Below are 23,436 nucleotides of genomic sequence, written 5' to 3'. Positions count from 1 at the left end.
TAAGAGGTATGTTTTAAAATTTTTTAGTATATTTATACCATAAAAGGTATAGTTATGCATTCATTACGATTATTTGTAAAACAAAAACGAAAAGAATTAAAGCTAACTCAAGAAGATTTAGCGCTAAATGCTGGTGTAGGTTTGCGTTTTGTTCGTGATTTAGAACAAGGAAAGAAAACACTTCGTTTAGACAAAGTGAATGACGTGTTGGCTTTGTTTGGGAAAGAAGTAGGGGTAATTGATAAAACTCGTGAATAATGGTACGTCAAGCAAAAATATATTTTCAAGATAAATTGGCGGGTGTTTTAGTTGAAGGCGATAACGGATATTCTTTTCAGTACGAACAGGAATATTTGGAAAAATCGAATTCAAAATCAATTAGTTTAACCTTACCACTAACGGAACAACCTTATCATAGCAAGGTTCTTTTTCCATTTTTTGATGGCTTAATTCCTGAAGGCTGGTTACTTGAAATAGGCGAAAAACATTGGAAGTTAAATCCTCGAGATCGTTTTGAATTACTAATCAATTTGTGCAGAGATACCATTGGTGCCGTATCTGTATATCCTATGGAGGAGGAAAAATATGACTAATTGTTTATTTTGTTATCAATCGGTAGAAACAGGTGAATATCATTCGAAATGTTCTAAAAAATTCTTTAAAACAACGCAAGTTCCTACTCTAGAATTAGATCAAGAGAAATTAAATCAATTAGCGGAAATTACGGTTAACGAACGATTGGCCTTAACTGGTGTTCAACCTAAAATATCATTGAGCTTAAACGAGGATCAAGGTAATAAGCGATTAACTTTAGTTGGTTTATGGGGAGACTATATTCTAAAGCCACAATCTGCTGAATTTTCTTTTATGCCCGAGGTGGAAGATCTAACGATGCACTTAGCCAAGTTGTTTAAAATTGATACCGCTCAACATGCTTTAATTCGAACTTCAACAGGTGAACTAGCTTATATCACCAAGCGTTTCGATCGATCGAATGGTAAGAAAATTCACGTAGAAGATTTATGTCAGTTATCGGAATTACTAACCGAACAAAAATATAAAAGTTCTTACGAACGAGTGGGGAAAATCATCAAACAGTATACTACCAATTCAGGGTTAGATGCTATCAAATATTTTAGATTGGTCTTGTTTTCTTTCTTAACAGGCAATAACGATATGCACTTAAAAAACTTTTCGTTAATGCATACAGATAAAGGTATCTTGGTTTCACCTGCTTATGATTTGTTGAATGTGAACTTGATTTTTCCAGACGATAAAGAAGATTTGGCTTTAACTTTGGGTGGTCGTAAACGAAAAATAAAACGTTCAGATTTTAATCAATTAGCAATGAGTTTAGAACTATCTGAAACGGTTAGAGATAATATTTACAAAGACTTCTCTAAGCAAATAAATCAAGTTCAAAATATGATCGACAGAAGTCTTTTGAACGAAGATTACAAAAAAGAGTATTTTCGTATTTACGAAAGTAAAATAAAACAAATTGACTTATAAAGAGCTTTATTTTATGTAAACAAAAATGTATGTATTTGTACTATTACTTTATTGCAATTAGTACTAGTTAAACGTATAATAATTAGTTAAGGGGTAAGTTATAAATTATTATTGATGTTACTTTAGATAGCGATAATAGTTATGTTGTTTTGAGTGTAAAATTCTGACTCTTAAATAAATATAAGCTTTTTTTTGTATCTTATATGTACCATATATATATAACTATTTGATATTCAGATATGGTTATTTTTGAAGAAGTAAAGTAATAGATTTTTTCATAAATGCGAAAAACCTCAAGCAGCAATGTTTGAGGTTTTTTGTTTATATTTAGTTCTTAAAACATTTATATGCGAGTATTAATTGTGTTGGTATCTTTTATGCTATTTGGCTGTACTGAAAAAAATGAGATTGAAGAAATGGTATTAATAACTAGTTATTATTCAGGTCATGATAGGTATAATGCTAATTTTTATGTATTAAAAAATTTTAATGAGAATATAAGTTTGATAAACAATATAGCAAAGCAAGATACAGTTAACGGATTCGTTATAAATATTGCTGAAGAAGAGAAAAAAAAATTATCTCAAAATCAAAAAATAAATCAAAAACAATTGTTATTAGCTAAAGTAAAAATCAAATTAAAACAATCTAAAAAATATACTGACTTTCGAAATACATATTCTATGCAATCTTTTGGTATGTTGAGAAAGCCCTGCTACTTTTATGAAATTTTTGATGAGTATCAATCTTTTGAAATTATTGAATTATATGATGATGGATTAATTAAAGAAGGATAGTTTTTTATAGCTATATTATAATTTCAAACAAAAAAAATCCGACCAATGGCCGGATTTTTAACGCACTAATAAACTAAGATGAAAGGTTTATCGTATACGATCTGCAGATTTTACAAGATCTTCGTCCTTCTTTATGGCTTTGTTGGCTAATGCCAGCAAAATGATAGATCCAAGAGGAAGAAACATCCCAATACCCTTCTCTGAAACGTTCGTTTCTCCAGATAAATTTAGCGATTGATACACAAATAATCCTAGTAATATAAAGTTCAATATTATGTTCAATCTGTTATACACAAATTGCGTTTGTCTTTTTTTATACGAGAATACAGAAATAACGCTTAATGCAGCGCTTACACCAAATAGTAATGTGTAGGCAGTGTTATGCCCCACAAAATAATCCATACCTTTAACATCTTTCCACAACGGGAAAATTAATGATAAAACACCAGCAATAATAAAAACTAATGCTAAATAAACTGTTTGTATTCTTTGAATCATTTGTATTGATTTGATTACAAAAGTAACACTAAAATTTCATTAAAAAACATTGATATTTAAAAAAAAATTGTAATATTGCATTAGAAAATCGTAACTTCTTCATTGTTCGAGCTTTCTATCCTTAACAGATATCCTTCTCTTAAGAAAAATCACAATAATAATATCTAACAACAACGTCATAATTTATGTTTGACAAAAATGTGTTAAAGGGTATGAAGTTGCCCGAACTTAAAGAAATAGCTAAAAAAGTAGGCGTTGAAAAGCTTAATCTTAAAAAAGATGAACTTATTGATGCGGTTTTAAAATTGCAAAATGAATTTCAGAAGAGTGAGCTTAAAGCAGAAACTGCTGTAAAAGAAGAAGCTGCAACAACAAACGAATCTACTGAAAATCAGAATAAAACCAAAAGAAAGCGTATTCACAATGCACCTGAAGAAAAAACAGAGCAAGCTTCTTTACCTGAAAACCCACAGCCTGTTGCAGTAGAAGAAATTAAAACGGTAGCACCTGAAAACCCTGTAGCAGAAAAGCAAAGCAAACCCCAAAATAAAAATCAAAACCAACGTAACAAAACAAACAATCAGCAACAAGTTCAATCTGAACCATTAAATGTTCAAAATGATGTTGTTACCGAAGTTTCTGCCGAAGAGAATGTAGTGGTTACTGAAAAACAAAATCAGAACCCAAATCAAAATCAGAACAGAAATAAAAATCAAAACCCAAATCAGAAAAAGCAAAATTACCGTGATCCTGATTATGAATTTGAAGGAATTATTGAATGCGAAGGTGTTTTAGAAGTTCCAAAAGACGGTGGTTCGCACGGATACTTACGATCAGCAGATTACAACTATCGTAAATCGCCAGACGATGTGTACATTTCGCAATCGCAAATTCGTTTGTTTGGTTTAAAAAAGGGCGATACTATTAAAGGAATTGTTCGTCCGCCAAAAGGGAACGAGCAGCATTTTCCGTTAGTTCGTATCACAAAAATTAACGGACATGAGCCAGATCAGGTTCGCGACCGTCCTTCATTTGAGCATTTAACGCCGCTTTTCCCCAAAGATAAATTCAATTTATCGGGTAATAATTCTAAACTTTCAACACGTATTATCGATCTGTTTGCACCAATAGGTAAGGGGCAGCGCGGTATGATTGTGGCACAACCGAAAACCGGTAAAACCATGATGTTGAAAGAGATTGCAAATGCTATTGCAGACAATCACCCAGAAGTGTATCAGATTGTTTTATTGATCGATGAACGTCCGGAAGAGGTTACCGATATGCAACGTAACGTTCGTGCAGAGGTTGTGGCATCTACGTTTGACGAAGAAGCGCGTTACCATGTAGAATTAGCCGATATGGTTTTAGAAAAAGCAAAACGCTTGGTAGAGTGTGGGCACGATGTTGTTATTTTGTTAGATTCTATTACGCGTTTGGCGCGTGCTTATAACACGGTTCAACCGGCATCGGGCAGAGTGTTGTCTGGTGGTGTTGATGCCAACGCATTGCAAAAACCTAAACGCTTTTTTGGTGCGGCACGTAACATAGAAAATGGTGGATCGTTAACTATTATCGCCACTGCTTTAACTGATACAGGTTCTAAAATGGACGATGTTATTTTCGAAGAATTTAAAGGAACTGGTAATATGGAATTGCAGTTAGATCGTAAAATTGCAAACAAACGTATTTTCCCTGCTGTTGATTTAACTTCATCGTCAACTCGTCGTGATGACTTGTTACAAGATCGATTTACAAACAGTAAAATGGTTGTTTTACGCAATATTTTAGCAGATATGAATCCGGTAGAAGCAATTACTTTTATTCACGATCGTATTAAAAATACCAAATCAAACGAGGAATTTTTCAATAGCATGCGCGATTAATATTTTATGATGAAGAAAATAGTTTTAACAATTTGTCTGTTTTTATGTGTTTCATTCGTAATGAAAGCGCAAAATTTTGGTGATACATGGACACCTAATCAGTTAATGGATACCAAAACGCTGGCTGATAAAATCAACAAAAATAAAATGAAACAGACCGTAGTAATCAATATTGGTCCAGATGCTGTTATTAAGAATTCTTTTAATGCAGGACCAGGAAAATCAAAAGAAAGTATTGATAATATGCGCAGCTTTTTAAGTAAGGTTTCTAAAGATAAAGAGGTTGTTTTGTATTGCGGATGTTGTCCGTTTGATATTTGCCCTAATATTAGACCTGCTTTTAAAGCATTAACCGATCTAGGTTATAAAAAAGCAAAGCTATTAAACATACCTAAAAATATTAAAGTAGATTGGATAGCTAAGGGTTATCCGGTTAATTAAAAAAAATCCGATCAGTTATAAAGCTGATCGGATTTTTTATTACTTAACTATAAATTTCTTTGTACTTGTTTTCTTTCCACTTTTTAGTTTAAGAATGTAAGTTCCACTTTTTAAATGATTAATAGTAAAAACTTCATCGTTAAATTGTGGGTTTGATACTTTTTTGACTAATTTTCCTTCTAAATTATAAACCGTAATTAAATTGATTTTTTCTTTAGTAGAAATGAATATCGTGTTTTTAGGTGCCGGATTCGGATACACATTAAACTCAACCAACTCGGCTTTATTTGTACTTAACAAATGCGGAAACCAAACAGCAGTAATATATTGTGGATTATCGATATACGGATTTCTGTTGCCTTGTTCATTGTAGATGTAATTGTTCAAATCTGTTTCACGAGCACTTACTGGATCTTGCAAATGCCACTGATACAATACATCTAAAAAGCCGGTATTAAACACTTTATCGGTGGATCCATCAAACATTGCCCTAACCTGTGTTTGAGTTTGTGTAGTATCTGAATGAAAATCATCCATAAAATCTTCATACCTTGTTGCAAAGTAAAAATAGGCGCGCGCAATATCTCCTTTAAATTCATCGATAGGTTCAACAACAGTTCCGGTAAAACCAGCTACACCACTTGTTCCACGTTTTGTTCCGTTTTGTGATGTGTAACTTGCATTTGCTGCTGTTCCAAAAGGTAGGTTACCGCGTTCTCCATTAACTTTTCCGTCACTTGGCCAAACGTGAAATGCATCTGTTTTCATCGGTGCATTTTCATCGAAATACGATTGTGGAATTAAATGTTCGCGATTATAACAATCACCTTCACTACTGTAATTTCCACATTGATCTGCGATTACTGTATAAGTATAAGGATCAACAGCAACTGGCTTTTCAGAATAAATGTCTAAAATAGTATTGTCGTTTTCATAATACTTGTCACGAAAACCGTTATTGGTAGCATTTGAACTATATAAATTCCATAAACCAGGCGTATAGCTTAAAGCAGTATGGTTTGCAGAAATTATCGTTTTTAATTGCGATTTTAATGTGTAGCCCGTTGCAGTTGCACTGTTGTAATAATTCGCCGGTGCCTGCGCAAAAATTGTAAATGAACAACATACAGTTACAATAAATGATGTGATTTTTTTCATATTTAATTATTTTATGCGTTCCATTAAACACATGTAAAAACCATCGAAACCAGATTGATGCGCCAATACTTTTTCGTCTGTTACAAACTTAAAGTTTTTACCAAATTCGGTGTTTAAGAAATGGTTAATTTGTTTTTCGTTTTCTGATGGCAGAATAGAACAAGTTGCATATACCAATTTACCGCCAACTTTAACCATTTTCGAATAGTTTTCTAAAACTTCTTGCTGCGTTTTTTTAATATTATCGATAAATTCCGGTTGTAATTTCCACTTACTGTCTGGGTTACGTTTTAAAACACCTAAACCCGAACAAGGAGCGTCAATTAACACACGGTCTGCTTTATCGTGTAACTTTTTAATTACTTTGGTAGAATCTATGATACGGTATTCTATATTAAAAGCGCCATTACGTTTAGCACGAATTTTTAATTGACGTTGTTTACTTTCGTATAAATCCAACGCAATAATTTGTCCTTTATTTTCCATTTTAGCGGCAATGTGCAAGGTTTTACCACCTGCACCTGCACAAGCATCAACAACGCGCATGCCTGGTTTAACATCTAATAAAGGCACCACTTTTTGCGATGAGGCATCTTGTACTTCAAAAAATCCTTCTTTAAAAATAGGAGTCATAAAAACGTTTGCACGCTCTTTCAATATCAATGCATCGGGATAGGTATCGCTTAATTCGGTATCAATATCCAAATCCATTAATTGTGCACGTAATTGCTGTTTGGTAGTTTTTAAAGAATTTACTCTTAAAACAACTTTTGCCTGCTGGTTTTGTGCAGCCAATTCTTTTGTCCAAACTTCTTCGCCCAATTCTTGAACACCTAATTCATCCATCCAATCAGGGATCGATTCACGGTATTTTCTAATTTTAGAAAGTTCGTCGAATTTTCCTTTAATTCTACGAACCGGCGTGTTTTCAAAATATTTCCAATCGGGTAGGGTAATACCGCGTAAAACTGCCCAAACTGCAAAAGTTCTCCAAATATCATCACGAGTAAAAGGATCTTTAGTTTCGGCAATTTCGGTATAAAGCCTTTTCCAACGAACAATTTCGTATATAGTTTCCGCAACAAACTTACGGTCTTTCGCACCCCAGCGAGGATCTCTTTTTAAAGCTTTTGCAACCTCTTTATCGGCATATTCACCATCGTTAAATATATTTAAAAGAGAATCTATAACGGCAAAAACTAAATTTCTATGTAAACGCATTTTTTTATTTAATAAGCCTACAAAGTTACAATTTATATGTTGGTTGTGAAATACTTTTTTTACGCTAGCTTTATGTACCTTTGCATAAACGTTTGATAGTTATGGTTAAGACCGTTATTTTTGATATGGATGGGGTGATTGTTGATACAGAACCTGTACATAAATACGCTTATTTTAAGCATTTTGAAGAATTGGGGATTGATGTTTCTGAAGAACTGTATGCCACTTTTACAGGGAATTCTACAAGAAATGTTTTTCAAAAAATAAAAGATCAGTTTGGATTGGATCATGAAGTTGAAGATTTAATACACAGAAAACGTTCTATTTTTAACGACGCTTTTGATACAAAACCAGATTTAGAGCTGATTGCCGGAGTTGAAAGTTTAATTAAAGATTTACATGCTAGCGATGTAGAATTGATTTTAGCATCATCGGCATCTAAAAGTACGATAAGCAGAGTTTTTAATAGATTTAAATTGAACGATTATTTCACACATAAAGTTAGTGGTGAAGATTTTGTGAAATCAAAACCCGATCCTACGATTTTTATTCATGCGGCTTCGTTATCAAAAAATAAAGTAGAAGAATGTATTGTTATTGAAGACAGTACAAACGGAGTTAAAGCCGCTTGTGCTGCCGGGATTTATTGTTTGGGATACAACAGCGAAAATTCCAAACTTCAAAATTTAGAAGGTGCCAGCGTTTTAGTTGACGACTTTTTTAAGATTGACGCTAACTTTATTAAAAGTTTAAAGTAAACTTTTTATGAAATTATTAGTATCTTGAATAAAATTAAATTGTTGATATGAAAAAAATTTTGATTGGTATTTTGTTTACTGTTTTTTGTACCACTGTTTTGTGGAGCCAAACCAACCTAAACGATGATAATCAGAATAAATTAGCACGACAACTTAGCGATATTAAAAGTTTACGCACACGTGATTCGTTAAAATTAGAATCATTGCAAAAAGCGTTGCAAGAGCTAATTGCACTTCAAAAAAAAGAATATCAGAATCAATACAAAAAATCGACAGATTCTGTTCGTATTCAAAATCAATTATCAGAAATTGAAAAAATAAAATCGAACACTCAAGGTGCTGCTGTAGTTTTAGATAATGATACGCTTTTTACAATTTATGCAAATTTGGCAGCATATAGTAATGTGGATCGAGCCAATACGGCACAGCATCGCATTAAATTATTATTCGAAGACCCAAAATTCACGCCCGATTCATTGAAAATAGGTGAAATGTTTGATGTTAAAACCATTAACTATAAATCAAACGTAATTGTAGCTGTAGATGAAATTGATGCTTTGTGGGTAGGCCAGACAATTGATTCGTTAGCACATGCTTATAAAAACATTATTACTAAAGGTGTTTTACAAGCTAAAAAGAATCATAGTTTTAAAACAAAATTAAGGCAAATTGGCGAAGTGTTTTTAATTTTAGTGGTCGTGTTTACGGTTTTATTTGGTGTAAATAAGTTGTTTACTCGTTTAAAAAAATATTTTGTTCACGATAGTAAATTATTTCCTAATGGTATCAATTTTAGAAACTATCAATTAGTACCCAAACGAATTTTAAATATTTTTATTCAAAGGTTTTTAATATTAGTTAAATACTTTATTTATTTATTGGTGCTTATTTCTAGCATTACCATTGCATTAAAAATATTTCCATCTACAGAAATTTGGGCAAAAAAGGCTCAGAATATAATTTTAATTCCCTTACAAACTTTTTATAATTCTATAATTGCTTATTTACCTGATTTGGTAATTGTTATTATCATTATTGTATTTGTAAACTGGATTTTATCAATAGTAAAATATTTTGCAAAAGAAATAGAGCAAGGTAATTTAAAATTTAATAATTTTTATCCAGAATGGGCAAAGCCAACCTACCAAATTTTTAGGTTACTAGTGGTTGTACTTACATTAATAATTATTTTTCCATACCTGCCAGGATTTGATACCATTGCATTTCAAGGAATATCGGTGTTCTTAGGTATTTTAATATCTATAGGATCTTCTTCTGCAATTGCAAATGCTGTTGCCGGAATTGTAATTACGTACATGCGACCATTTAAACAAAACGATTGGATAAAAACGGGTGATGTTATTGGCTTAGTAATTGAAAAAAACACACTTGTTACCAGATTAAAAACCATAAACAATGAAGATGTAAGTGTACCAAATTCAGCTATTTTAAGCGGTGCTACGATAAATTATAGTTCTATTGGACGTACTGATGGTTTGGTGATTACAACCGAAATTGAAATTGATTTTGAAGTTGAATTTCATGTAGTAGAAAAATTACTATTATATGCAGCTAACAAAACAAATGGTATTACCAACAGGTTAGCGCCTTACATATTTTACAAAAAGATAAATGATACAACGACCACATACGAAATTAATGCAATTACGTTTAAGCCAGAAAATATGTATTTTATAAAGTCTGATTTAATTAAAAATATTCAAAAAGTATTTATTGATGAAAAGATCCCTTTACGCAGCGTTTCTATTATTCAGATTGAACCAAATGAAAAAAATATGCATTAAAAAAATCCCGTCATCGGGATTTTTTATTAATTATTTCAGTCTTTCAAATTTGTCAAGATGTTCTAATATGTAATGTTTCCCGTCAGAGACAAATTCTGTCTTAACATGTAAATTCATATTTTTATCGTCTAAAAGTAATATAGTATAAGGCTCGGGATAATTTTTAAGAATAAGCTGGTTACCATTTTTCTCATACGTTGTTTTTCCATGTCGGTCAACTTCTTCTATATTTTCACTTGCAGGAATGTATGTATAATGTTTAACTGTATTATCCTCTTTAAATTCAAATTGTCTAATCATTCCATGCATTGAACTTTCCTTATTAAGTTCATCCAAAAGAATTTCTCCATCAATAACTAATTTCATGTGTGTAGATGTAGCATTCCATTTTCCTAATAAATGATTTTTTTCTTGTTCTACAATAGGAGTAGTACTGTCGTCTGATGAACAAGCTGTTAACGAAGTGAAACCACATACTGCCATAAACAGTAACATACCGACTTTTTTCATAAGGTGTTCGTTTAAGTTAAAATTTAAGAATTACGAATATAGATAAATTTAACACAACAAAAAAATCCACCTTTAGCGGGTGGATTCTTTTATATCTGTATCAGTTGATTAAAACTGCTCTCTTCCAGCAAAGTGGAAAGCCGCTTCAATCTCTGCATTTTCGTCAGAATCTGAACCGTGAACTGCATTTTCACCAATTGATTTTGCATATTTTTTACGGATTGTTCCTTCAGCAGCATCAGCTGGGTTTGTAGCACCAATTAATGTACGGAAATCTTCTACAGCGTTCTCTTTTTCTAAGATTGCTGCAACGATTGGTCCTCTAGACATGAACTCTACTAATTCACCATAAAACGGACGCTCTGCATGAACTTCGTAAAATTTCTTAGCATCAGCAACTGTTAATTGCGTTAATTTCATTGCAACGATTCTGAAACCGCCTTCAGCAATCATATTTAATATTCCACCAATACTTCCAGCTTCTACAGCGTCTGGTTTAATCATTGTAAATGTTCTAGTACCTGCCATTTTTTTAAGTTTAATTTGTTTGCAAAAATAACTATTTTATAAAAATATAAGTCATTTTAATTTAAATACTTTGTAAATTTATACAAACTTATTTACGCAATGAAAAACGATGTTGAAAACAGGGATGATTTAGAAAAATTGGTTCGAATTTTTTATGATAAAGTCCGAAAGGATACAGAAATTGGACCTATTTTTAATTCGATAATTACCGATTGGGAACCTCATTTACAAAAGATCACCGATTTTTGGGAACAACACGTTTTCGGAGTTCAGAAATATAAAGGCAACCCGATTGAAGCACATAATAAGGTTGATGCCCAAACGAACCACAATGTAACGGCACACAATTTTGGAACCTGGCTTTTTTATTGGATGCAGACTTTAGACGAACTTTTTGACGGACCAAACAAAGAAGTATTGAAGTTTAAAGCCCGTAAAATGCAAACCGTTTTCTTTGTAAATATGGTACAGGCAAGATCTAAGGCGAATTCTTAAATTAAAATATCACTTTCTAAATCCGATTTTTCAATTAAGAATTCAAAGCCCAAACGTTCAACCACTTCAATCACTAGTTTTTTGTACCAATTTTCTGATTTTGGGTGAATGTACAGTTTTTCTATCATTTCGTTTACATCAATTAAAACCTTAACACCTTCGTTTACATGAAGATCTAAGTGGGTAACATCGGTAATTACACGTACTTCGTGTTCGTACTGAAAGCTTTTCCGTTTAAAAAGGAATGGGAAAAAATCATCATCAAACGGAATATGTTCTTTTTTATAGTCGATATAATTTACCTCGCCAATAAACTGATCGGCTCTCGGTTCAATCAACGCTTTTTTTAAACTGCCAATGGTTGATTGTATTGCCAAACCTTCGTTATTCTTAGTAAAAACCTGCCACATGGCATAACTTTCGTACGAATTGGCATGCCAGCTGCTTATCACAATGTTCTTTCGTTTTGATTTGTAGGCATCTAAATATTCTGGATTATCTGCCAACAGTTTTTTAATTTCTTCGTACGTGGGTTCGCTAAAAGTTCCTTCAAACTGATCTTCAAACTTATCAGATCGAGCCATAAACATTCTGTTAGACATTAGTAAGTCTAAGAATTTTGAAAGATCTAAATACTTCCAGATTATGGTGTCGTTTTCGGGAATATGTAGCTTTTGGTTTTCTTTAAACATTTAGAATTTCTTTCCTTTAAAGATAATAATTTACAGAGGATTTGAAATAACAAATTCTTATATTAGAATAAAAAACGGAAACTAATCTGTATCAGAAATATACTCTAAAATATCCGATGGCTGGCAGTTTAGTTCTTTGCAAATGGCTTCTAAAGTAGAAAAACGAATAGCTTTTGCCTTTCCGGTTTTTAAAATAGATAAGTTAGCAGTTGTTATACCAATTTTGTCTGCCAGTTCTTGCGACTGCATTTTGCGTTTAGCCAGCATAACATCAAGGTTAACTATTATTGGCATTTGTTATTTTTTTTAATTGTAAAATTAACTGTTGCTGCATTTCGTAAATGGCTTCCACATGTTTATCATCGGCAGCGTTTGCAAAAATCGTGATTCCTAATTTATTTTCAGGAATTAAAATGGCGTGCGTGTAATAAGTGCCTGTGCTACCGTCGTGATAACTCAATTTTTGTCCGTTTTGTATGGTATTTCCCCAACCGTAACTCATACCTTCTTGTTGAAAATGCATCATTTGATACTGATTATTTGTATCTATGTTTTGCAAACCTTGTATATGTTGATGCAACCATAGTGCATAATCTTTTATATTCATAGATAAATCGCCGGCTGCTAGCATATAATCGGGTAGTTTATAGAAATGATCAGGTGCTAATGCTACCAATTTGTTGTTTTCAATCCAATGTCCCCACGCGTGATTGGTGTCTTTTTTGTTTGGAAAACCAAAACTGTAATCCCAATTTTTATTTTTCATAAAATCTGCCAATAAATCTTCGAATGATTTTTTTGCCGATTTTTCAATCATCATCGATGCTAAAATATAACCTGCGTTAGAGTAGGTGCCTTTTTCCACTGTTGAAAGTTTTAACACTTGTGAAGCAAATTCTGATCGTTTATCTGTATTTTTTTCTTTTGTGATTTTTACTTGATTGATTTCATTTCCTGCTGTGAATGGTTGAACTTGGGCGTTATGCGACAATAAATCTTTTAATGTTATGGAATGATATGCCGAGTTTTTATCATTTTTCAATTCAGGAAAAAGAGATAAAAGCGGAGTTTCTAACGATAAATTTCCTTTTTCGATCTGTTGAAATGCCAAAAACGATGTAAATGCTTTTGTGTTTGATGCTATATGAAACAAGGTTTTATCAGTAACAGCCTCGCTACTTTTGTTTGAAATTGTTCCGGCTGTTCCGTAAAATACATTATCGCCATGAATTACAGCGGCTGCCATTGCAGGAATATTATGTTCTTTTATCGATGCCTGCAAAAGGCTGTCGATAACTTTACTATGTTGTGTATTTTGTGCTAACATTATTATTGTTGTAGTTAATGTAAAACAAAGTGTGATTATTTTTTTCATGATATTATATAGTTAGTTCGTTTTCTTGTTGTTGTTTTAAACCTAATTCGAATGCTATTCCTATTCCTAGTAGAAAAATACCTAAAAATAATTTAAAAGACATTTGTTCAAGTAACTTAACAATTTCTGGTTGATATACTGTTGCAGAAATAGAATTAAAGAATGGAAAAATATATTCGATTATAAGATCTTGTATTAAAAATATTGAGATCACAAGCCAACCTATCAAACGGATGTTTTTTGCATTTTCTAGGGTAAAATAATTTTTTAGAGAAAATTGTGTGACAACTTTTTTCATTCGCAATAATATCAAAAGGAAAATTACAACTGGTATTGTTTCAAGCAAAAAAGAAAATGTAGAAATAGTAGTTTGCGGATAATAAAATTCTAAGTAATCTCATAAGTTATATAGTTAATTCGTTTTCTTGTTTTAGTTCGATATTTTCTTCTTTTTGGAATTTGGCTATTTGGAATACTTTACTAAGCACAAGGAAAAATAAACCAATGACTAATCCGTTTAGCGGAAAATTAAAGAAATCTTGATCTTGACCAATTTCGATTTTTAAATCTTGCCTGAATAAAGGAACAATTAATGATGATATAATATAACTTGCTATATAAATTACCCCCATGATCTTAAAGTTTTTTATAACCTGATTTGTAAATAATTTAAAATTGATAAAGGATGAGATATTTTGTTTAAACAAATAAATAGAGTAAACATAAGACGAATAGAAAATAAATATGCTAAATAGCAACAAATACATAGTTACTTTGCTTTTATCTGAAAAAGTTGTTGATGTTTTAATTCCTAAATCAATTCCAAATAAAAAAAGAATAAATACACCAAAAGTTATTATTCCTATTCCTAACATAGAATAGAAAAGTATCGTTATGATTAAATCTAATAAGCGTAATGATCTCATAGTTCTGAATTTTAATAATTATTTATTGACAAAGATATATAAATTATCGAAAAACAATAATTATAAATATAAAAAAAATCACTCAATTTGAGTGATTTTAATATTTAAATATGTAAGTTGTTAATTTTCAAATGATTGTAAGGAAACTAATTTTGCGTATGTTCCGTTTTTTGCCAATAATTCGTCGTGTGTGCCTTGTTCGGCAATTTCGCCACGGTTCATTACCACAATAACATCGGCTTTTTGAATGGTTGATAAACGGTGGGCAATAACAACCGAAGTGCGGTTTGCCATCATTTTTTCCAATGCATCTTGTACCAAACGTTCGCTTTCTGTATCTAATGCCGAGGTTGCTTCGTCTAAAACCATAATCGGTGGGTTTTTCAATACAGCTCTAGCAATAGAAATACGCTGTTTTTGTCCGCCCGAAAGTTTGCCACCGGCATCGCCAATATTGGTATTGATTCCTTGCGGAAGATTCTGAACAAACTCGTACGCATTCGCAATTTTTAAGGCAGCAATAACATCTTCGTCGGTAGCGTTTTGTTTTCCAATTCTAACATTATCGGCAATACTTCCGTTAAACATAATACTGTCTTGAGTAACCAAGCCTAACTGATCGCGTAATGAAACTAGTTGAAGGTCTTTTATGTTTGTGCCGTCAATTAACAATTCACCTTGTTCCACATCGTAAAAACGCATCAACAAATTGGCAATGGTACTTTTACCAGAACCCGACTGACCGACCAATGCTACGGTTTTTCCTTTAGGAATTTCAAGATTAAAATTCTTTAATACTGTTCGTTCGCCATCGTATGAAAAAGTAACGTTTTTAATTGCGATTTTATCTTTAAAGGCATCAATTTGTACAGATTCACTATTATCTCGAATCACATTTGGTGTATCTAGAATTTCAAAAACACGTTCTGCGGCTGCCATACCGTTTTTAACTTGGTAACTGGCTTTAGAAATGGCTTTTGCTGGCGTTAAAATATTATATGCTAAACCAATATAAGCAATAAAATCAGATCCTTTTAAAGAACCTTCTACCAAAACCAAATTACCGCCATAAATTAATAAAACACCTATCACAACAATTCCCATAAACTCACTCATTGGAGAAGCCAAATTATTTTTCTTTGCGATAGCATTTGTAAGATTATATAAACGATTAATGGATTCGTTAAAAATTTTGGAAAAATAATTTTCTGCATTATATCCTTTTACAACCTTTAAACCAGATAGTGTTTCTTCAGTAATGGAAATTAAATAACCATTTTCTTGTTGTGCTCTGCTTGATTTTCCTTTTAAACTTTTTCCTATTACAGAAATAATTAATCCAGATATGGGGATGAAAATAAAAACAAAAATTGTCAATTTCCAACTAATAGAAATCATTGCAATTAGTGAAAAAATAATAGTTAGGGGCTCTTTTACAATTAATTCTAAAATCATAAAAAACGAATTTTGAACTTCGTTTACATCACCTAGCATACGTGCCATTACATCACCTTTTCTTTTCTCTGAATAATAAGAAACAGGTAATGAAATGATTTTTTTAAACATTTTTTCGCGTAAATCACGAAGCACTCCATTTTTAAGTTTGGTTAAATTTTGAAGGGCGAAATAATTAGATAAATTTTTGAGTAAAAAAGTAATTAATACCAAACCTACGGTAAGCATTAATCCATATTGCACACCATATTGAATAGAGTACTGATTTACATAATAAGAAATGTATTCTTGCCAATTTCCTAGAGCTTCAAAAAAACCTTCGTACTTTGGTAAGGCTATAATTTCCTTTTTTTTCTCATCGAAAAGAACAGAAAGAACCGGCATAATAAAAACCATACCCAAAGTTCCAAAAAAGGCATATAGAATGTTAAATCCAATATTTGCTACAACATTGAATTTATAATTTTTAGCAAATGGGAATATCTTCTTTAAATTATCATCCATTAATTTAAGTTCATATCGTTAATAATGCGTTGAATTTTATCGGTTAGATATTCATCGGCATCTTTTATTTCTTCCACGTTTTCAATAGGTGTGTTGGTACTGAAATAAAATTTAATTTTAGGTTCGGTACCACTTGGTCGGGCACAAATTTTAGATCCGTCTTCTAAATAATAAATCAACACGTTTGATTTTGGCAAGAACAAAGGTTCGGTTTCGTTCGAAAACAAATTAGTAGCTATAGAACTTTGATAATCTTCTACAAAAACCACTCGTTCACCTGCAATTTCCTTTAACGGATTGTTGCGTAATTCAGTCATCATGGTAGCAATTTCTTCAGCTCCGTCTTTTCCTTTTTTGGTCAACGAAATTAAGTGTTCTTTGTAATAACCAAAATCGGCATACAAATTTTGTAACTCTTTATAAACCGACGAACCCGATGCTTTTGCAATAGCAGCAATTTCGCAGATTAATAAGGTTGATGCAACAGCATCTTTATCGCGAACAGCATCGCCCACCATATAACCAAAGCTTTCTTCGCCACCGCCGATAAATTTCTGTTCAGGGAAATCTTTAATGAATTTGGCAATCCATTTAAAGCCTGTTAATCCAACTTTGCAATCAACTTCATACGCTTCGGCAAGAGCCAAAATCATTGGGGTTGATACAATGGTTGATCCTATAAAATGCTTTTTACCTTCTAACTTTCCGGCGCGTTTCCATTGTTCCAACAAAAAGGCAGTCATAACTACCATTGCCTGATTTCCGTTTAACAAAATCATTTTTCCTTCGTTGTCGCGAACCGCAATTCCCAATCGATCAGAATCCGGATCCGTTCCAATCACAATATCGGCATTTGTTTCATTTGCTAGATCAATTGCCATTTGCAAGGCTTCAGGCTCTTCTGGATTTGGCGATTTAACTGTAGGGAAATCTCCGTTTGGTTCAGCTTGTTCTGTTACGATATTCACATCGGTATAACCTGCTTTTTCCAAAACATTCGGAATGGCTTTGATCGATGTTCCGTGTAAAGAAGTATAAACGATTTTTAAGTTTTTACGAGCATCTTCGGGAAGATTAAACGTAGCATTTTCTATTGATGATTGTGCAAATGCTTCATCGATTTCTGTACCGATGTATTCAATTAATTCGGGATTTGAATCGAACAAAATATCTGAATAATCCAAGTTATCAATTACCTGAATAATCTCTTTGTCTTGTGGTGGAACCAACTGTCCGCCATCTTGCCAATACACTTTGTAACCGTTGTATTCCGGTGGGTTGTGCGATGCCGTTAAAACAATTCCTGCATGACAATTCAAATATCGAACCGCAAAAGATAACTCTGGCGTTGGACGTAAATCTTCAAACAAAAAGACCTTGATTCCGTTGGCAGAAAAAACATTGGCAACCACTTTCGCTAAAGACTGACTATTATGTCTACAATCATAAGCAATGGCTACTTTGATTTCTTCGTTTGGAAACGATTGTTTTAAATATTGAGATAATCCCTGTGTGTTTTTACCCAAGGTATATTTATTGATTCGGTTGGTACCAACACCCATAATTCCACGCATTCCGCCGGTTCCGAATTCTAAATTGCGGTAAAAAGCGTCTTCTAATTCTTTTGGAGAAGACGTGATTAATTCTTTCACTAAATTTTGAGTTTCCACATCAAAAGGATTTTGAATCCATTTATTGCTTTGTTCTAATATGTTTTTAGGAATATCCATATGTATTTTTATTTGTTTATTCGTTTAACTGTTGATTTGTTTATTCGTCAGTTCGAGCTTGTCGAGAACTTCTCCATCCCGATTACTATCGGGGTACTACTAAAAATCACTCGAAGTAACAAAAATTTAAAAACTTCTAAATATTTGATTTTTCTGAAATTTTATATCGGGGTTCGTTGTTTTTTGTCCGAAGTATGATTTCGCCCAAGAAACCTGCCAAAAATAATTGCGTACCCAATATCATGGCAGTTAACGAAATGTAAAACCACGGATTATTTGTTACCAAAACAGCGGGTTCATTCATTGAAAGTTTATACAGTTTGTAAACGCCGATAAAAGCGGCACTGCAAAAACCTACCATAAACATGATAACGCCCAAAGCGCCGAATAAATGCATAGGACGTTTGCCGAATTTTGATAAAAACCAAATGGTGATTAAATCTAAAAAGCCATTTACAAACCGACTCATTCCAAATTTTGAAACACCGTATTTTCGTGCTTGGTGTTTCACCACTTTTTCACCAATTTTGTTGAATCCTGCATTTTTTGCCAACACGGGAATGTAACGGTGCATTTCGCCATACACATCAATATTTTTTACTACTTTATTGCTGTAAGCCTTTAACCCGCAGTTAAAATCGTTTAGTTGAACGCCCGATGTTTTGCGTGCTGCCCAATTGAATAATTTTGACGGAAGATTTTTTGATACGATGGAATCATAACGTTTCTTTTTCCAACCTGAAACCAAATCGAAATTTTGATTGACAATCATGTTGTATAAATCGGGAATTTCATCGGGACTGTCTTGTAAATCGGCATCCATCGTAATAACAACATTTCCATTTGCAATGGCAAAACCTGCGTGCAAAGCTTGTGATTTACCGAAATTTTTCTGAAAACGGATTCCTTTTATATTGGTATCGTTTTTAGATAGATCGTCAATAATATCCCAAGATTCATCGGTGCTTCCGTCATCAATAAAAACAACTTCGTACGAATAGTTGTGCTGTTGCATTACTTTGGTAATCCAACGGTATAATTCGGGTAACGATTCGGCTTCGTTCAATAAAGGAATTAAAATGGTAAGGTTCATTATTGGCTAATTGTTGTGTGTTCTGATTTGTTTTTAAATGTCAATGCAATTAACAAACCTGCTACAGAAGCACCTAAAATGCCTTGAGCGAAACTAAATATCATGCTTTTAAAAGAGAAATTATCATTTGGGTTGTTTCTCATGTACTCTAATTGCTTATCAATTTCCTCTTGTGGTGCATTAATGTCTTTTGCAATACTTTCTGCCATTGCAACCATTATTTGGTTATTAACATCTTTAGCTTCAGGATTTACAATGTTAAAAAGTACAAATTGAATCACATTATTTGCAAGTAAACCTATAACAACCATGATAAAAAAAGCAGAGAAACCTTCTTTTGTTGTTATTAAATTACCTAGTCTTCTTTTCGTTATCCATACACAAGAAACACCTAAAATTAAAACCATGACCATATTAGTAATACCTAAATATGGTTTTGCAAATAATGTATAATCTGCAAAGAAAACAATTAGGTTTACAATTACATAATAGGCCATTAAAATATAGCCAAAAGTTAAACCTGTTGTTTTACTGATAGTATTCATGAGTTTGTTAGTTTTATAAAATCTTACAAATATACAAAAATACGTTTTAGAAAATTTTGCTGTTTGGATATAAAAAAGTGTAAACTAATGTTTGTAGATTAAAAATATGTTATTAAATTTGCAATCTGAAAAATAAACAATTATTCAAAAAAGCTATTGATTTGTTTATACCTTTTTGAAAGATAAAAGCATCAGAACAAATAATAGCCATTAACATTAAAATCGATTTATCATGCAAAAAGGTATTCACCCAGAAAATTACAGATTAGTAGCGTTTAAAGATATGTCTAACGAAGACGTATTCATCACCAAATCAACAGTTGACACAAGAGAGACAATTGAAGTTGATGGAGTAGAGTACCCAGTTTATAAAATGGAGATTTCTCGTACATCTCACCCATTTTACACAGGTAAATCTAAACTTATTGATACAGCAGGTCGTATTGATAAATTCAAAACTAAATACTCTAAATTCAAAAAATAATTTTTGGATTCATGAAATATCAAAGCCTTACTTTTTAGTAGGGCTTTTTGTTTATATTTATACTGTTGATCTAAACAAAAACTTTGTAACTTTAAGCCTTTAAAAAAGCATAAAAATGAACTACATATTATACGATGGATCTGTGCGTAACAATCTGTTGCCATTTACATTTACCCGACCTGTTGCCGATATTCGCATTGGAATTTTAACCATTCGCGAAAAGTGGGAAAAATATTTGGGAACCACAACTACTACAGTTACGGAAGAATATTTGTCTGAAAAATTCCCGATGGTTGAAATGGCAGAAAACGTAATGATTAACGCATCGTTTTGTCCGAATGAGGTTTTGGTTGAAATGATTCAGTTTTTACAGCCCAACCAAGCAATTGTAAAGAACGATGAGATTATTGCTTTTTATACCACAGATGAACAAGAAGAAGTAGTTTTTGAAGATTATGATTTATTAGAAATTGAAGAAGATTGTTTACAAATTGAACATTCGTGGGATATTTTTCAAAAGAATGATCAGGCAATTCGCGATGATTTTGAATTGCTAACACAAGACCGTAAGTCACAACCAATTCCTTCTACAGTAAACGTTTTAGGAACTGAACATATTTTTATTGAAGAAGGTGCTGTTTTAAACTTTTGTACCTTAAATGCTACAACCGGACCGATATATATTGGTAAAGATGCCGAAATTATGGAAGGATCTGTAATTCGCGGACCCTTTGCGTTGTGCGATCATGCGCAAGTAAAACTAGCTACAAAAATTTATGGGGCAACAACGGTTGGTCCGCATTCTCGTGTGGGCGGTGAAGTAAACAATTCGGTACTTTTTGCATATTCAAACAAAGGTCACGACGGATTTTTAGGAAATGCCGTTTTGGGCGAATGGTGTAATATTGGGGCAGATAGTAACAATTCTAACCTTAAAAACAATTACGAATCGGTTAAATTATGGGATTACGAAACGGAACGCTTTGTAAATACTGGTTTGCAGTTTTGTGGTTTAATGATGGGCGATCACAGTAAATGCGGAATTAACACCATGTTTAATACAGGAACGGTTGTTGGTGTGGCGGCAAATATTTTTGGCGCAGGTTTCCCAAGAAATTACATTCCTAATTTTACATGGGGTGGTGCACAAGGAACACAAGCTTATTTACCCGTAAAAGCTTTTGAAACTGCTAAAATTGTAATGAGCCGTAGAAATATTGATTTTACCGATTTAGACGAAGATATTTTGACCCACATTTTTAATGAAACTAAAGAGTGGCAGAAATTGTCCTAAAAAATGATGTAAATAGCAATTTATCTTGCTAGTATTTATAAAAAAAACCGTCTCAACTTACGAGACGGTTTTAATACTCAATAAAATAAAATCTAACTATTATTACGGAAGTAAAACACGGTCAATTAAATGAACTACTCCATTTGTTGCCAGCATATTTACTGATGTAATTGTTGAAGGCGTACTATTGCTGTTTCCTTTTACAGTTGCTTGACTTCCTAAGGCTACCATTAATGTTCCGCCGTTTACTGTATTTAGTGACTGACCATTTGATAAATCAGATGAGAACGCACGAGCCGCAATCACGTGATAGGTTAATATGGAAGTTAAAGTAGCTGGATCTGCACTCTGTATTGATGCGATGGTAGGAAAACCAGCGTCAATAAATGCTTCATTAGTTGGTGCAAATACAGTAAGATTATTTGTTGTTGCAAGTACATTGGCAACGTTTGTTGAACCTTCACTAGCACGTAAAACAGCTGCCACTAAATAAGTTAAGTTAGGGTTTGCTTGCGCCATTTGTACAATGTTTTGTGTAGGTGGCATTAATACACGCTCAATAGAATGGATCACTCCGTTTGATGCTGCTATATCTGCAGTGGTTACTTTCCAACCGTTTACAAATACCCCTCTGCTATCTTTAGTAACGTATATTTTATCTCCACCAACTGTAGTAACTTCAGCGTTAGGACCAGCTGGTACGTTTGTAGCCATCACTTTGCTTCCTAAAGTATGATACAATAAAATATCGCTTAAATCTGTTTCTGAAAGACTGTTGATGGTTTGCTGAGAAATACCAGAAGCGGCAAAGGCTTGGTTGTTAGGTGCAAAAACCGTAAAAGGTCCTGTTCCATTAAGTGTTTCACCTAAATTTGCTTTTGTTACCGCAGCTTTTAAAAGGCTGTAATCTGCATTTTCGCTTACAATGTTTGCAATTGTTTTTTGTTGTTCCATTGGTGGTGTCGACTCATCGTCATTACACGAAGTGCTTAATGCTAGGAATGCGAATGCAAATGTTGCGCCTGCAAACTTTTTTAAGGATGTTCTAATTTTCATAATTAATCAATTTAATATTTATAGTTATAGAATTTTTTAAGATTTTGAAGGTTTCATCAATTTATATATTTCAATCAGTAGGCAATATTTTGTGCATCAATTGATAAAAGCAAACAGATAATATTGCTACGGACACGATAACTGCTGTAATTACAATATTAAAATTTTGATTAAAATTGTTTACTGCAACTGCTGTTACTCCCCATGCTATTGATATACCAAAGGCAATGGCATTGTAGTTCCAACTTATAAATATTCCAATTATTCCAGCTATACTTAATAAAAAAATTGTCCAACCTGCCTCTGAAAAAAGAATTGGTTCCCAATTTATTTTTGTTAGCCAAACAGCTGTATTGGCAATCAATGCAACTGAAATCCAACCAGCATATAAATCAAATGGGCTTGAAGCAATTACATTTCTTAATGATATTTTTGTTTGAAATTTCTTATTCTTTAAAAAGATTTTCATTAACAAAAAAAGCAATATAATCATTAGTATCAAGCAAACAAGAATAGCATTGTTTAACCAAAAATAAACCCATAAACCATTTACAACATTTGCACTTATAAAGTTGTATCCTAAGGAATATGTTATAGATGAAGTATTTTTTTTAGTGTTTTAACCCCTATAAACCTAGCGTAATTTATGTAATTTAGAAGTATAATGTTTTAAGCT

At 32.6% G+C, this 23,436-nt stretch carries 27 protein-coding genes; 11 read left to right on the top strand and 16 right to left on the bottom strand.

Annotation, left to right across the window (positions count from 1 at the left end):
- Positions 1-54: 54 nt before the first annotated feature.
- The 4 genes from EG242_RS12140 to EG242_RS12125 all read left to right on the top strand — a co-directional run bounded on the left by EG242_RS12140 (position 55) and on the right by EG242_RS12125 (position 2,309).
- Positions 55-258, top strand: coding sequence for a type II toxin-antitoxin system Y4mF family antitoxin (locus EG242_RS12140; RefSeq protein ID WP_124900131.1), 204 nt, complete (start codon positions 55-57; stop codon positions 256-258).
- A complete protein-coding gene (locus EG242_RS12135; protein ID WP_124900130.1) occupies positions 258-593 on the top strand; it encodes a HipA N-terminal domain-containing protein in 336 nt (111 codons plus the stop codon). The genes EG242_RS12140 and EG242_RS12135 overlap by 1 nt, the downstream gene beginning before the upstream one ends.
- Positions 586-1,512, top strand: a complete 927-nt coding sequence (locus tag EG242_RS12130) for a HipA domain-containing protein (protein WP_124900129.1) — start codon at positions 586-588, stop codon at positions 1,510-1,512. Before EG242_RS12135 ends, EG242_RS12130 begins: the two co-directional genes overlap by 8 nt.
- 347 nt (positions 1,513-1,859) lie before the next feature.
- A complete protein-coding gene (locus EG242_RS12125; RefSeq protein WP_124900128.1) occupies positions 1,860-2,309 on the top strand; it encodes a hypothetical protein in 450 nt (149 codons plus the stop codon).
- An 87-nt stretch (positions 2,310-2,396) separates the two neighbouring features.
- On the opposite strand, the gene EG242_RS12120 is transcribed toward EG242_RS12125, so the two are convergent.
- A complete protein-coding gene (locus tag EG242_RS12120) occupies positions 2,397-2,807 on the bottom strand; it encodes a DUF4293 domain-containing protein (protein WP_124900127.1) in 411 nt (136 codons plus the stop codon).
- A 185-nt stretch (positions 2,808-2,992) separates the two neighbouring features.
- On the opposite strand from EG242_RS12120, the gene rho reads away from it, so the two are divergent.
- Positions 2,993-4,690: a transcription termination factor Rho gene (gene rho, locus EG242_RS12115; RefSeq protein ID WP_124900126.1), complete on the top strand. Its 1,698-nt coding sequence runs from the start codon at positions 2,993-2,995 to the stop codon at positions 4,688-4,690.
- 9 nt (positions 4,691-4,699) lie between these two features.
- A complete protein-coding gene (locus tag EG242_RS12110) occupies positions 4,700-5,131 on the top strand; it encodes a rhodanese-like domain-containing protein (RefSeq protein WP_124900125.1) in 432 nt (143 codons plus the stop codon).
- Between the two features lie 39 nt (positions 5,132-5,170).
- Here the strand turns inward: EG242_RS12110 and EG242_RS12105 are convergent, their stop codons facing one another.
- Positions 5,171-6,289 carry an endonuclease gene (locus EG242_RS12105; RefSeq protein WP_124900124.1) on the bottom strand — a complete coding sequence of 373 codons (1,119 nt, stop codon included), beginning with the start codon at positions 6,287-6,289 and terminating at the stop codon, positions 5,171-5,173.
- A gap of 6 nt (positions 6,290-6,295) precedes the next feature.
- Entirely contained in the window at positions 6,296-7,510 is a 1,215-nt protein-coding gene (locus EG242_RS12100) for an RsmB/NOP family class I SAM-dependent RNA methyltransferase (RefSeq protein WP_124900123.1), read from the bottom strand.
- 101 nt (positions 7,511-7,611) lie between these two features.
- Between EG242_RS12100 and EG242_RS12095 the strand changes: the two genes are divergently transcribed.
- Positions 7,612-8,268 carry an HAD family hydrolase gene (locus EG242_RS12095; RefSeq protein ID WP_124900122.1) on the top strand — a complete coding sequence of 219 codons (657 nt, stop codon included), beginning with the start codon at positions 7,612-7,614 and terminating at the stop codon, positions 8,266-8,268.
- Positions 8,269-8,315: 47 nt separating this feature from the next.
- The gene (locus EG242_RS12090; protein ID WP_124900121.1) at positions 8,316-10,073 is read left to right on the top strand and encodes a mechanosensitive ion channel family protein; all 1,758 of its coding nucleotides are present in this window, start codon (positions 8,316-8,318) and stop codon (positions 10,071-10,073) included.
- A gap of 30 nt (positions 10,074-10,103) precedes the next feature.
- Here the strand turns inward: EG242_RS12090 and EG242_RS12085 are convergent, their stop codons facing one another.
- Positions 10,104-10,556, bottom strand: coding sequence for a hypothetical protein (locus EG242_RS12085; protein WP_124900120.1), 453 nt, complete (start codon positions 10,554-10,556; stop codon positions 10,104-10,106).
- Between the two features lie 135 nt (positions 10,557-10,691).
- Complete coding sequence (locus EG242_RS12080) at positions 10,692-11,111, bottom strand: nucleoside-diphosphate kinase (protein WP_091521677.1); 420 nt, start codon at positions 11,109-11,111, stop codon at positions 10,692-10,694.
- A gap of 99 nt (positions 11,112-11,210) precedes the next feature.
- On the opposite strand from EG242_RS12080, the gene EG242_RS12075 reads away from it, so the two are divergent.
- Positions 11,211-11,606: a group III truncated hemoglobin gene (locus tag EG242_RS12075; RefSeq protein ID WP_124900119.1), complete on the top strand. Its 396-nt coding sequence runs from the start codon at positions 11,211-11,213 to the stop codon at positions 11,604-11,606.
- Here EG242_RS12075 and EG242_RS12070 read toward each other — a convergent pair.
- The 9 genes from EG242_RS12070 to EG242_RS12030 all read right to left on the bottom strand — a co-directional run bounded on the left by EG242_RS12070 (position 11,603) and on the right by EG242_RS12030 (position 19,926).
- The gene (locus EG242_RS12070) at positions 11,603-12,298 is read right to left on the bottom strand and encodes a hypothetical protein (RefSeq protein WP_124900118.1); all 696 of its coding nucleotides are present in this window, start codon (positions 12,296-12,298) and stop codon (positions 11,603-11,605) included. The two genes, EG242_RS12075 and EG242_RS12070, sit on opposite strands and share 4 nt — an antisense overlap.
- Positions 12,299-12,379: 81 nt before the next feature.
- Positions 12,380-12,592 carry a helix-turn-helix domain-containing protein gene (locus tag EG242_RS12065; RefSeq protein WP_124900117.1) on the bottom strand — a complete coding sequence of 71 codons (213 nt, stop codon included), beginning with the start codon at positions 12,590-12,592 and terminating at the stop codon, positions 12,380-12,382.
- Positions 12,576-13,673 carry a serine hydrolase domain-containing protein gene (locus EG242_RS12060; protein WP_124900116.1) on the bottom strand — a complete coding sequence of 366 codons (1,098 nt, stop codon included), beginning with the start codon at positions 13,671-13,673 and terminating at the stop codon, positions 12,576-12,578. The genes EG242_RS12065 and EG242_RS12060 overlap by 17 nt, the downstream gene beginning before the upstream one ends.
- A 4-nt stretch (positions 13,674-13,677) precedes the next feature.
- On the bottom strand, positions 13,678-14,019 hold the full coding sequence (locus EG242_RS12055; RefSeq protein ID WP_158608868.1) for a DUF2975 domain-containing protein: 342 nt from the start codon (positions 14,017-14,019) through the stop codon (positions 13,678-13,680).
- 58 nt (positions 14,020-14,077) lie between these two features.
- Positions 14,078-14,599 (bottom strand): DUF2975 domain-containing protein, encoded by a 522-nt coding sequence (locus EG242_RS12050; protein ID WP_124900114.1) that lies wholly within the window; start codon positions 14,597-14,599, stop codon positions 14,078-14,080.
- Positions 14,600-14,719: 120 nt separating this feature from the next.
- Positions 14,720-16,558: an ABC transporter ATP-binding protein gene (locus tag EG242_RS12045; RefSeq protein ID WP_124900113.1), complete on the bottom strand. Its 1,839-nt coding sequence runs from the start codon at positions 16,556-16,558 to the stop codon at positions 14,720-14,722.
- Positions 16,558-18,288 (bottom strand): phospho-sugar mutase, encoded by a 1,731-nt coding sequence (locus EG242_RS12040; protein WP_124900112.1) that lies wholly within the window; start codon positions 18,286-18,288, stop codon positions 16,558-16,560. Before EG242_RS12040 ends, EG242_RS12045 begins: the two co-directional genes overlap by 1 nt.
- Positions 18,289-18,424: 136 nt before the next feature.
- The gene (locus tag EG242_RS12035) at positions 18,425-19,381 is read right to left on the bottom strand and encodes a glycosyltransferase family 2 protein (RefSeq protein ID WP_124900111.1); all 957 of its coding nucleotides are present in this window, start codon (positions 19,379-19,381) and stop codon (positions 18,425-18,427) included.
- Positions 19,381-19,926, bottom strand: coding sequence for a DUF4199 domain-containing protein (locus EG242_RS12030; RefSeq protein ID WP_124900110.1), 546 nt, complete (start codon positions 19,924-19,926; stop codon positions 19,381-19,383). Before EG242_RS12030 ends, EG242_RS12035 begins: the two co-directional genes overlap by 1 nt.
- Positions 19,927-20,158: 232 nt before the next feature.
- Here EG242_RS12030 and EG242_RS12025 point away from each other — a divergent pair, with 232 nt between their 5' ends.
- Both EG242_RS12025 and EG242_RS12020 read left to right on the top strand, forming a co-directional pair.
- Entirely contained in the window at positions 20,159-20,410 is a 252-nt protein-coding gene (locus tag EG242_RS12025) for a type B 50S ribosomal protein L31 (RefSeq protein WP_124900109.1), read from the top strand.
- Positions 20,411-20,525: 115 nt separating this feature from the next.
- On the top strand, positions 20,526-21,704 hold the full coding sequence (locus EG242_RS12020; protein WP_124900108.1) for a GlmU family protein: 1,179 nt from the start codon (positions 20,526-20,528) through the stop codon (positions 21,702-21,704).
- A 102-nt stretch (positions 21,705-21,806) separates the two neighbouring features.
- On the opposite strand, the gene EG242_RS12015 is transcribed toward EG242_RS12020, so the two are convergent.
- Positions 21,807-22,760 carry a fasciclin domain-containing protein gene (locus EG242_RS12015; RefSeq protein ID WP_124900107.1) on the bottom strand — a complete coding sequence of 318 codons (954 nt, stop codon included), beginning with the start codon at positions 22,758-22,760 and terminating at the stop codon, positions 21,807-21,809.
- A gap of 70 nt (positions 22,761-22,830) precedes the next feature.
- Positions 22,831-23,229, bottom strand: coding sequence for a hypothetical protein (locus EG242_RS12010; protein WP_124900106.1), 399 nt, complete (start codon positions 23,227-23,229; stop codon positions 22,831-22,833).
- Between the last annotated feature and the right edge of the window lie 207 nt (positions 23,230-23,436).

This window comes from Paenimyroides viscosum, from assembly GCF_003858535.1.
Taxonomy (GTDB): Bacteria; Bacteroidota; Bacteroidia; order Flavobacteriales; family Flavobacteriaceae; genus Flavobacterium; species Flavobacterium viscosum.
This window is presented reverse-complemented; position numbering and strand designations above follow the sequence as displayed.

Coding starts and splice junctions, on each gene's coding strand:
- EG242_RS12020 (WP_124900108.1), top strand. CDS start 20,526: ATGAACTACATATTATACGATGGATCTGTGCGTAACAATCTGTTGCCA.
- EG242_RS12065 (WP_124900117.1), bottom strand. CDS start 12,592: ATGCCAATAATAGTTAACCTTGATGTTATGCTGGCTAAACGCAAAATG.
- EG242_RS12050 (WP_124900114.1), bottom strand. CDS start 14,599: ATGAGATCATTACGCTTATTAGATTTAATCATAACGATACTTTTCTAT.
- EG242_RS12025 (WP_124900109.1), top strand. CDS start 20,159: ATGCAAAAAGGTATTCACCCAGAAAATTACAGATTAGTAGCGTTTAAA.
- EG242_RS12060 (WP_124900116.1), bottom strand. CDS start 13,673: ATGAAAAAAATAATCACACTTTGTTTTACATTAACTACAACAATAATA.
- EG242_RS12125 (WP_124900128.1), top strand. CDS start 1,860: ATGCGAGTATTAATTGTGTTGGTATCTTTTATGCTATTTGGCTGTACT.
- EG242_RS12015 (WP_124900107.1), bottom strand. CDS start 22,760: ATGAAAATTAGAACATCCTTAAAAAAGTTTGCAGGCGCAACATTTGCA.
- EG242_RS12105 (WP_124900124.1), bottom strand. CDS start 6,289: ATGAAAAAAATCACATCATTTATTGTAACTGTATGTTGTTCATTTACA.
- EG242_RS12110 (WP_124900125.1), top strand. CDS start 4,700: ATGAAGAAAATAGTTTTAACAATTTGTCTGTTTTTATGTGTTTCATTC.
- EG242_RS12045 (WP_124900113.1), bottom strand. CDS start 16,558: ATGGATGATAATTTAAAGAAGATATTCCCATTTGCTAAAAATTATAAA.
- EG242_RS12130 (WP_124900129.1), top strand. CDS start 586: ATGACTAATTGTTTATTTTGTTATCAATCGGTAGAAACAGGTGAATAT.
- EG242_RS12085 (WP_124900120.1), bottom strand. CDS start 10,556: ATGGCAGTATGTGGTTTCACTTCGTTAACAGCTTGTTCATCAGACGAC.
- EG242_RS12100 (WP_124900123.1), bottom strand. CDS start 7,510: ATGCGTTTACATAGAAATTTAGTTTTTGCCGTTATAGATTCTCTTTTA.
- EG242_RS12080 (WP_091521677.1), bottom strand. CDS start 11,111: ATGGCAGGTACTAGAACATTTACAATGATTAAACCAGACGCTGTAGAA.
- EG242_RS12095 (WP_124900122.1), top strand. CDS start 7,612: ATGGTTAAGACCGTTATTTTTGATATGGATGGGGTGATTGTTGATACA.
- EG242_RS12075 (WP_124900119.1), top strand. CDS start 11,211: ATGAAAAACGATGTTGAAAACAGGGATGATTTAGAAAAATTGGTTCGA.
- EG242_RS12120 (WP_124900127.1), bottom strand. CDS start 2,807: ATGATTCAAAGAATACAAACAGTTTATTTAGCATTAGTTTTTATTATT.
- EG242_RS12135 (WP_124900130.1), top strand. CDS start 258: ATGGTACGTCAAGCAAAAATATATTTTCAAGATAAATTGGCGGGTGTT.
- EG242_RS12030 (WP_124900110.1), bottom strand. CDS start 19,926: ATGAATACTATCAGTAAAACAACAGGTTTAACTTTTGGCTATATTTTA.
- rho (WP_124900126.1), top strand. CDS start 2,993: ATGTTTGACAAAAATGTGTTAAAGGGTATGAAGTTGCCCGAACTTAAA.
- EG242_RS12070 (WP_124900118.1), bottom strand. CDS start 12,298: ATGTTTAAAGAAAACCAAAAGCTACATATTCCCGAAAACGACACCATA.
- EG242_RS12090 (WP_124900121.1), top strand. CDS start 8,316: ATGAAAAAAATTTTGATTGGTATTTTGTTTACTGTTTTTTGTACCACT.
- EG242_RS12035 (WP_124900111.1), bottom strand. CDS start 19,381: ATGAACCTTACCATTTTAATTCCTTTATTGAACGAAGCCGAATCGTTA.
- EG242_RS12040 (WP_124900112.1), bottom strand. CDS start 18,288: ATGGATATTCCTAAAAACATATTAGAACAAAGCAATAAATGGATTCAA.
- EG242_RS12010 (WP_124900106.1), bottom strand. CDS start 23,229: ATGAAAATCTTTTTAAAGAATAAGAAATTTCAAACAAAAATATCATTA.
- EG242_RS12140 (WP_124900131.1), top strand. CDS start 55: ATGCATTCATTACGATTATTTGTAAAACAAAAACGAAAAGAATTAAAG.